Here is a 6,387-nt window from a genome sequence, read left to right as displayed (position 1 = left end):
CGACGCCATCTGGTCCGGGGTTAACCCCGGACCAGATGGCCAACAGCAACGCCGTCAGAAGGGCGGCATAACAACAACCGGGTATAGCTTATCAAGCCCGCAAAACTGTCCGAACGGACGGGACCACCTCTAACCGCGCGGCTTCCGTATGCCGGGTGGTGCGTTCAGCAGTCATCTTGCAGCCGGAGAAATTGCCATGATCGGTGCGGGAGATAGCACATTTTCCTTTATTCATGTGGACGATGCCGCGCAGGCGACGGTGGCGGCCTTAACGGCGCCGACCGGCCTCTATAACGTTGTCGACAGCCAGCCGGTGCGACTGGCGGAATGGCTGCCCGCCTATGCGGACTGGATCGGGTGTTCCTTGCCGCCCGGCCTCGACGAGGAAAAAGCCCGTGGCCCGATGGGCGTGGAAAGCGTGTATTACCAGAACAGCCTGACGGGTGCGGATAATCGGAAAGCCCGGGAAATACTGGGTCTTGATCCACGGCGGCTTCCCTGGCTGAAAGGGTAAATCCGGGCATCGGGCTGTCAGCCGTGACGCGCTCCTTCCCTCCGCGCACACCGTTATTGCCGGTGGCGGATAGGATGGAGGGGCGATCTATTCATGCCAGAAAAGTGGTGCGCGGCGTAACCGCTTCCAGGCAGGAGAAAGGGCGCGCAATGCCTGATGATGCCGCCTGTCGTTCCAGGAAGTAAATACACTGATAATCGGTGCAAGATTCGGGTGTGTTTTTCTTAAATCGAGAATAAGTGTTGACGCGACAATAGTATCATTATTTTTGCCAAGCTGCTGCAGCAGTTCCTTGCAGTGCTTCATATATGTCTTGACCCGGTTGGCAGGATAAAGCGCTTCAAGATAGCTGGCTACATAACGTAATTTTTTGAGGGATTTACGCAGTGTATGCCGTTTCTTGGGTGAGAGATGGCTGATCCGTCGTCCGCGCCGCATGACCTTGCGTTGCAGATGATCGAGCACTGTGGGTGCCACATGGCCTAAAGAAATTTCCTTTCCCCCCTTCCCTTCCGGAAAAGATGCATCCTCGATCCAGAGACTGAGGGAAAGGACCAGTGCAGTCAGGGCTGGTGCCTGCAGTTCGTGCCAGATTTTCTGGTAAGTAGCTGTTCTTTTTAGCTGGGCGGCATCAGCCAGCATGCGGAAGTGATCGTCATTTTCATGCGCGGGAAAGGCGGCGGGCAATGTTTCCAGACAGAGTACATCCCAGTCACGTGCTTCCCCCAGTTCACGTCCAATGCGCTGCAATTCGGTCTGGAACAGCCTGAGGGTAGACCGATCCACATGCCTGTTTTCAACGATCTGAAGCACGGTGCGCAACTGCCGTATGGCCACGCGCATCTGGTGTACCCCTTCAGGGTTCGCTGCCTCGGCTGCCGACTGGTTGTCGATCAATGCGTTCAGGCCAGAGCGGATCAGGATGCGGAAACCCACAGCCAGGGTCATGTTTCCGGTCAGTGGTGGCTTGCGGCCCTGCACCGGGACGGCCTGCTTACCTGTAAAAAGACGGTACCCGCGCTCGGCCTTTGTCAGAACGCCCAGACGTAGGGGAGCGATCGCCTGCAATGCCACGGCCAGGCCATAGACTGCCCTTACCGGGCCATCCTTGAGTTCAAGCTCGAGTTCCCTTACCGGATCGCGCGCATTGCCTGACTGGACATAACCTTCGTCAATGGCAGCCTCCACCATCGCGCCGTTGTATGGAAGTGTATGCGTGGTGCGCTCTATGTGCGAAACCCAGACCGGCGTCAGTCTGGTAGCCAGCGCCGTTATCAGTGCTCCGTACGGTGTATCCGACAGCACGTCCATATCGGGGCGATCGTGGCGGATGCGCCATTCCCATTCCCCGCGATGTATGGCCAGCTGGCCTTCTTCCCTATCGGTTTTCAGGGTCTGGATACGCAGGTTACCCGAACGCCTGATACGCAGGGACAGTCCTGCCTGTTTCAATTGCAGGTCCGGGGTATCGTAATAAGTCGTGATCAGGCGCTTTTTCTGGCTTCGCTCCATACTCATGGCGGCCAGATGGTGGCTGATTACTGTTTGTGCTTCAGGCTCGAAAAGTAGCTTCAGCTCGATTTCCTGTGGCGGGAGGAGATGGTTTTCAGACATTTCTCTTTCATACGATCCGTCACGAGACCGTTTCTCCCTGTTCGGGTTCTTGTTATGTGTACCGTAGGCAGCAGCCCGGGATTTTTTACTGGAACAATGCATGGGCATGGGCATGGTCGTGCGAGATGAAGTATTTCGAGGAAAATAAAGTTCAAAATATTTCAAATAATTATTCATATTTTTGTATGGTCGATGGCATGCCGGATTGCTGCCATGAAAATTCAGCCGTTTCCGCAATGGTGTCCGGACGGGAGCAAAGGCGGCCATCTGCACTACCGTCATTGCCGCCCGGCAGACTGCGCCGCAGATTCACGAAAACCGCCTGCTGGCCAGCGTGAAGCTGATTGCTGACCTTGGTGGGACGTGCCGCGACTGCCCGGCAGGAATGCCTTCCCACGCGATGACCCGCTGGCGCCCTCCTTCCATGAAAAACATGCGCGGGAATAGGAAGGCAATGTGTGTTACCCATGATTCATCAAGTCATTTCATAACGCTGACGGTATTTTTATAGTCATATCTGTTCCTGACGGGAGGACGAAGCGATGACCGATGTATCAAGACGTGATTTCGTAACGGCAGGGGCCGTGTTTGCCGGTGTCGCCGCCGCCATGGGGGCCGGTGCATGGCAGGCCCATGCCGCAGGGGGCGGGCACGGCTTCATGGCGGCATCGTCCGGTGGGCCGGATGGTCAGGATGGCCCCGGTCCCCACGGGCCTGCCAGACCCGGCCTTCAGGGTATCTGCGCGTTGTGCGAGGTAACCGGCGGGGGTGAGAAGGTTTACGGCATCGCAGTGGAATATGACGCTACGATCGACCCGGCCAGTCTGGCGCTTGATACCTACACCACGGCCGTTTTCCCCGCAGCCAGGGGCTTTTTTGCAGGCATGCCGCAGGAGCCGGACAAGAATGACACGACGGCAAAAGCAGGGCCGCGCCCTGTCGCGGCCATCTATACCAATGACGCCCCGGCGCTTCGCTCCGACCGCAAAAATGTTCCCGGCCGGTATGTCATTGCCGAGTTCGCCCATGACCCGGACCTCAGCGTACCCACCGCTGATAGCGACAGGGTTACGCTGACACAGGACAGGGGCATCAGAACCACGGGCGGCGTGGTCTATGCCGCCAGCAAGACTGTATGGAGCAACACGGGGCATCACGGCAACCGGGTCGCGATCCGTGGGGTTGATGCGTGGGAGCAGAATCACTGGTGGTGGGATGATACGCGTTCCGCATGGCTGGAATACAGCATATACCTGCCGAAATCCTTTCTGGCCGAAGGCGGCGAAAACCGGGCCTATCCCCTTGTCCTGGCCATAACCCATTCCGGCACCAGCCCCGATGGTACCTGTGCCCAGACGCTGACCGAACAGTGTATTGCCAGTATCTGGAGCCTGCCCGAAGAACAGGACCGGCATGAATGCGTGGTCATTACCCCACGTTATGAACGCACGACCATGAACGATTACTGGGAACATACATCGGACGTGGAGAATACCTACCGGCTGGTTGAATCCCTGCTCGGCAATACGTGGAATTATGGCAACCCCAACCGGGCGGACCGACGTAACAAGGTCCTGAAGATCGACCCGAAACGGGTTTACTGCACCGGCTGGTCCATGGGGGCGATGACATCGCTGTGGCTGATGGCCAGGCATCCGGAAACCTTTGCCGCCGGGCTGATCATCGCGGGCCAGCAGCGGCCGGCCGATGTCGTGCCCCTTGCCAGACAGAAGATCCTGATCATCACCGGTTCGGAAGATGACAAGGCCACGCCGTGGAATGAAAAATGCGTGCCGGTATGGGAAAAGGCCGGTGGCACCGTGGTGCGCCCGAAAGAACTGCTTGACCCAGCCCTCATCTTCCCGGTCGATCGCCAGCAGAAGCTGACGGATCAGGTCAACGGCTACCTTGCAAAAGACGCCAATGTCACGTTCCTGACATTTGACGGAGTTGACCACATGGGTTCGGCGCGCAAGTTCTTCTACATCAGGGCCGCACGCGACTGGATGTTCAGGCAGTCAAAGGCATGAAGCTGGCCCGTGCGGCCTCTGGCGGGCCAATGGCGGTAAAATTATCGCCATCGGTCCCCGGCCGCATCTGGACCGTATCGTATCAGTCCTGCCCCGTAATATCCTGCAGGACATCAAAACCTTCAAAGACCGGGGGACCGACCGTCAGGACCTTGCCCTGCCCTGCCTGGGCATGCGCCTGCCGGAACTGTTCCGACTGCGTCCATGCGCCAAATGCGGCATGGGAAGCCCATACCGTATGGGATGCGTACAGGACGTGATCTTCATGCGCAGGCCCGCGCAGGAACTGGAAGCTGACAAAACCGGGCATGGTTTTCAGCAGGACGTCACGTTCCAGCCAGCGTTGTTCGAATTCTCCCGTACATTCGGGTCTGACCCGGAAGCGGTTCATGGCGATGTACATCTGTCTGTTTCCTCGTCAATATTGTCATGGGGAAGGATGAAGGGTCTGGCCGTTTTTTCGTGGCGGTGGACGCAGCCGTGTTGCAACCCGAAAATGTCGCAGGCCAGATCCTGCGTCAGGACGGTTTCTGGCGGCCCCTGCGCATGGATCGTTCCCCGGTGCACCACAACCAGCCAGTCGGCACAGGCCGCGGCCCAGTTCAGGTCATGCAACACGATCGCCACACCACCGCCCCGGCGCGCATGCTGGCGGGCCAGTTGCAGCACAAGCGCCTGATGCGCCGGGTCCTGGGCTGAAATCGGTTCATCCAGCAGCAGGAAGCCGGGTAGCGTGCCATCTGTCATGGCAACTTCCAGTTGCATCAGGACACGGGCAAGATGGGCGCGCTGGCGTTCACCGCCAGACAGCGTCATCATCTGCCGGTTGGCAAATTCTTCCAGTCCCACCCGTCTTACCAGCGCATCGGCCAGTAGTTCCTGTTGCACAATGTCCAGCCTGTGGGCTGCCATCCCTGCCCCCATCATGACCATCTGGCGCACCAGAAACTGCCCGGCTGCCTCGCTTTCCTGTGTCAGCATGGCCCGGTGCCTGGCCAGCTTCCGGGCAGGCAGGGTTGCAATCGACCGGCCATCCAGCATGACCCTTCCCCCGGTTGGTGTGGACAGGCCGCTGGCAAGGCGCAGCAGGGAACTCTTGCCCGCGCCGTTGGGACCGATGATTGCCGTGACATTTCCCCTGTCAAAAGGCAGGGTGATGTCATGCAGGATGTCGCAGCCGCCCTGCCGCCATATGATGTCGCGTAATTCCAGAGTCATCACGTAATACCCGTGCGATGGCTGCGCGCCAGAAGCCAGACGAAAGCGGGCGTGCCCAGCAGCGCGGTGACGATGCCGACAGGCACCTCTGCCGGGCTGGCCAATGTGCGGGCCATGGTGTCCGCGCCGGTCAGCAGGATCGCGCCCAGCATGGCGCTGGCTGGCAGCACGATCCTGTGGTCAGGCCCCACCACAAGCCGCACCAGATGTGGCACGACCACCCCCACGAACCCGATCGCGCCCACCAGGGACACGGCTGGCCCCGTAGCGCAGGCCACGGCCAGCATCGACAGGCTTTTGATCCGTTCGACCGGGTAGCCCATCAGGTGTGCATTATGTTCATTGAGCAGCATGGCGTTCAGTGGCGCGGCCAGATAAACCGCAAGACCGCCTGCAACCAGAAGGAATGGCACCAGCAGGCCGATCCCACGCCATGTTGCCCCTGAAAAGCTGCCCATTGTCCAGAATGTCAGGTCCCGCAGGGCGGCATCGTTCGCCCGGAAGATCAGGACACCGGTCAGCGCGCCGGAAAAGGCGCCAAAGGCCACACCGGCCAGCAGCATGGCGGTCATGGATGTTACGCCACCACGCGTGGCGAAAAGATAGAGCAGCCCCATGCCCGTGAAGCTGCCGGCAATGCCCGCGCAGGGAATGGCCCACCTGCCCAGCCACGACACCCATGGCCCTGAACCCCCCAGTACGATGATGCAGGTGGTGGCGAGGGCTGCGGCGGATGACACCCCCGCCAGCCCCGGATCGGCCAGCGGGTTGCGGAACAGCCCCTGCATGATCGTGCCTGCAACCGCCAGCGCCGCCCCGGTCAGGCAGGCCATGACAATGCGGGGCCCCCGGATATCCCTGAGTACCAGCCGGGTCATCTCTCCCCCTGCCCCGGCGGGGTGCCACAGGTCGCGCAGGCGCACCGTCGTGGCCCCTGTATCAAGGGCCAGCAGCATGGTCAGTATCAGCAGGACGCCCAGCAGCGCGAAAAGCCAGGCTGCGCGCGACATT

Annotated in this window: 6 protein-coding genes; 2 read left to right on the top strand and 4 right to left on the bottom strand. The window is 59.8% G+C overall.

Annotated features, from left to right (window positions below):
- Nucleotides 1-148 precede the first annotated feature (148 nt).
- The gene (locus CFR78_RS11650; protein ID WP_338075338.1) at nt 149-514 is read left to right on the top strand and encodes an NAD-dependent epimerase/dehydratase family protein; all 366 of its coding nucleotides are present in this window, start codon (nt 149-151) and stop codon (nt 512-514) included.
- Between the two features lie 87 nt (nt 515-601).
- Here the strand turns inward: CFR78_RS11650 and CFR78_RS11645 are convergent, their stop codons facing one another.
- Nucleotides 602-2,395 (bottom strand): CYTH and CHAD domain-containing protein, encoded by a 1,794-nt coding sequence (locus tag CFR78_RS11645; RefSeq protein WP_181417531.1) that lies wholly within the window; start codon nt 2,393-2,395, stop codon nt 602-604.
- Nucleotides 2,396-2,670: 275 nt separating this feature from the next.
- On the opposite strand from CFR78_RS11645, the gene CFR78_RS11640 reads away from it, so the two are divergent.
- Complete coding sequence (locus CFR78_RS11640) at nt 2,671-4,158, top strand: prolyl oligopeptidase family serine peptidase (protein WP_110581177.1); 1,488 nt, start codon at nt 2,671-2,673, stop codon at nt 4,156-4,158.
- Between the two features lie 82 nt (nt 4,159-4,240).
- On the opposite strand, the gene CFR78_RS11635 is transcribed toward CFR78_RS11640, so the two are convergent.
- From CFR78_RS11635 to CFR78_RS11625, 3 genes are read right to left on the bottom strand one after another with little or no spacing between them, the layout of a single operon-like run.
- Nucleotides 4,241-4,561 carry an antibiotic biosynthesis monooxygenase family protein gene (locus CFR78_RS11635; RefSeq protein ID WP_110581176.1) on the bottom strand — a complete coding sequence of 107 codons (321 nt, stop codon included), beginning with the start codon at nt 4,559-4,561 and terminating at the stop codon, nt 4,241-4,243.
- Nucleotides 4,546-5,376, bottom strand: a complete 831-nt coding sequence (locus CFR78_RS11630) for an ATP-binding cassette domain-containing protein (protein ID WP_110581175.1) — start codon at nt 5,374-5,376, stop codon at nt 4,546-4,548. The genes CFR78_RS11635 and CFR78_RS11630 overlap by 16 nt, the downstream gene beginning before the upstream one ends.
- A complete protein-coding gene (locus tag CFR78_RS11625; protein ID WP_258366079.1) occupies nt 5,376-6,386 on the bottom strand; it encodes a FecCD family ABC transporter permease in 1,011 nt (336 codons plus the stop codon). The genes CFR78_RS11630 and CFR78_RS11625 overlap by 1 nt, the downstream gene beginning before the upstream one ends.
- Between the last annotated feature and the right edge of the window lies 1 nt (nt 6,387).

The organism is Komagataeibacter rhaeticus (genome assembly GCF_003207855.1).
Classification (GTDB): Bacteria; Pseudomonadota; Alphaproteobacteria; order Acetobacterales; family Acetobacteraceae; genus Komagataeibacter; species Komagataeibacter rhaeticus.
Note: the sequence above shows the minus strand (reverse complement) of the source record. Positions and strands in the feature narration are given on the sequence as shown.

Excerpts from the sequence above, each read along its gene's own strand:
- CFR78_RS11650 (WP_338075338.1), top strand. The coding sequence starts at position 149 with ATGCCGGGTGGTGCGTTCAGCAGTCATCTTGCAGCCGGAGAAATTGCC.
- CFR78_RS11645 (WP_181417531.1), bottom strand. The coding sequence starts at position 2,395 with ATGGCCGCCTTTGCTCCCGTCCGGACACCATTGCGGAAACGGCTGAAT.
- CFR78_RS11640 (WP_110581177.1), top strand. The coding sequence starts at position 2,671 with ATGACCGATGTATCAAGACGTGATTTCGTAACGGCAGGGGCCGTGTTT.
- CFR78_RS11635 (WP_110581176.1), bottom strand. The coding sequence starts at position 4,561 with ATGTACATCGCCATGAACCGCTTCCGGGTCAGACCCGAATGTACGGGA.
- CFR78_RS11630 (WP_110581175.1), bottom strand. The coding sequence starts at position 5,376 with ATGACTCTGGAATTACGCGACATCATATGGCGGCAGGGCGGCTGCGAC.
- CFR78_RS11625 (WP_258366079.1), bottom strand. The coding sequence starts at position 6,386 with ATGTCGCGCGCAGCCTGGCTTTTCGCGCTGCTGGGCGTCCTGCTGATA.